We start from the raw sequence: 845 nt of genomic DNA on the forward strand, positions 1-845 counted from the left end.
TGGTGGAGCATTGTCAGCAGCAGTCGAACCTTTAGGCAGGCATATCGTTGCTGCGGTCAGAGCGCTTCAAACCGAGAAACGGAGGCACTTCGGAACGCTTCAGCCCTTGCTCGTGTGCTTTTTTCAGTTTATATTCGTGCAGGGCAATGCTGTCCAGCAGATCACGCTGATTTTGGGAAGCTGCATAGTAATCAACGCCGAACCGTTTGCAGACTGCGCTGAGTTGGTCAAGCATTTCAATAGCAGTAGGGGACATTCGTTTGACTTCAATATCCATGGGAGCACCACCTTTCAGGAAAGATACGTATTGAAGAGCGAAAGCGCCGCATTGTCGGCAAGCATCAGCATGATCGGCCCGCCGGACTGTTTGGCAAAGACCCGGATCGCGCCAAAATCCCGGATATAATGTTTTGCAAGTTCATCCGTCTTAGCTTCAAAAGTGACGACGCCGTTTTTACCGGAATCAATGGAAAGCTGGATGCCGAACGCGATCATCATACGCCCGATGCCCAGATATTTTTTCTGAATGGTCAGCGTCGGGTTGCTCTCCGGGTGGCTTTCGATGTACTCAATATAAACGAACATGCTGGATTCTGTTTCGCGGTAAGCACCCAATGCTACGATTTCGCCGTTTTCGGTTTTAGCCGTGTACTTTTCCAGTGCGGGGTCACCGATGAACTCACTTGTCCAGTCGGTCTGCCAGCTTTCTTTGGTTGCAGCAAGGTCAGCGGGAGTTGACTTGTCAACCTCAATCGGAATCCTATTGCCCGTATCGGATGCTGTGACAAAATATTGCAAAGTCATAATGCCCACCTTCTTTCAGTTTTATTATAACGAAAGAACGA

Annotated in this window: 2 protein-coding genes; both read right to left on the reverse strand. The window is 49.2% G+C overall.

Annotation, left to right across the window (positions count from 1 at the left end; all coding sequences use genetic code 11):
• Positions 1–31: 31 nt before the first annotated feature.
• Entirely contained in the window at positions 32–277 is a 246-nt protein-coding gene (locus tag J3351_RS14010; RefSeq protein WP_207698001.1) for a hypothetical protein, read from the reverse strand.
• Positions 278–291: 14 nt separating this feature from the next.
• Positions 292–804, reverse strand: coding sequence for a hypothetical protein (locus J3351_RS14015; RefSeq protein WP_005943478.1), 513 nt, complete (start codon positions 802–804; stop codon positions 292–294).
• Positions 805–845: the final 41 nt, after the last annotated feature.

The organism is Faecalibacterium sp. Marseille-Q0746, from assembly GCF_017377595.1.
GTDB classification, from domain to species: Bacteria; Bacillota; Clostridia; order Oscillospirales; family Ruminococcaceae; genus Faecalibacterium; species Faecalibacterium duncaniae.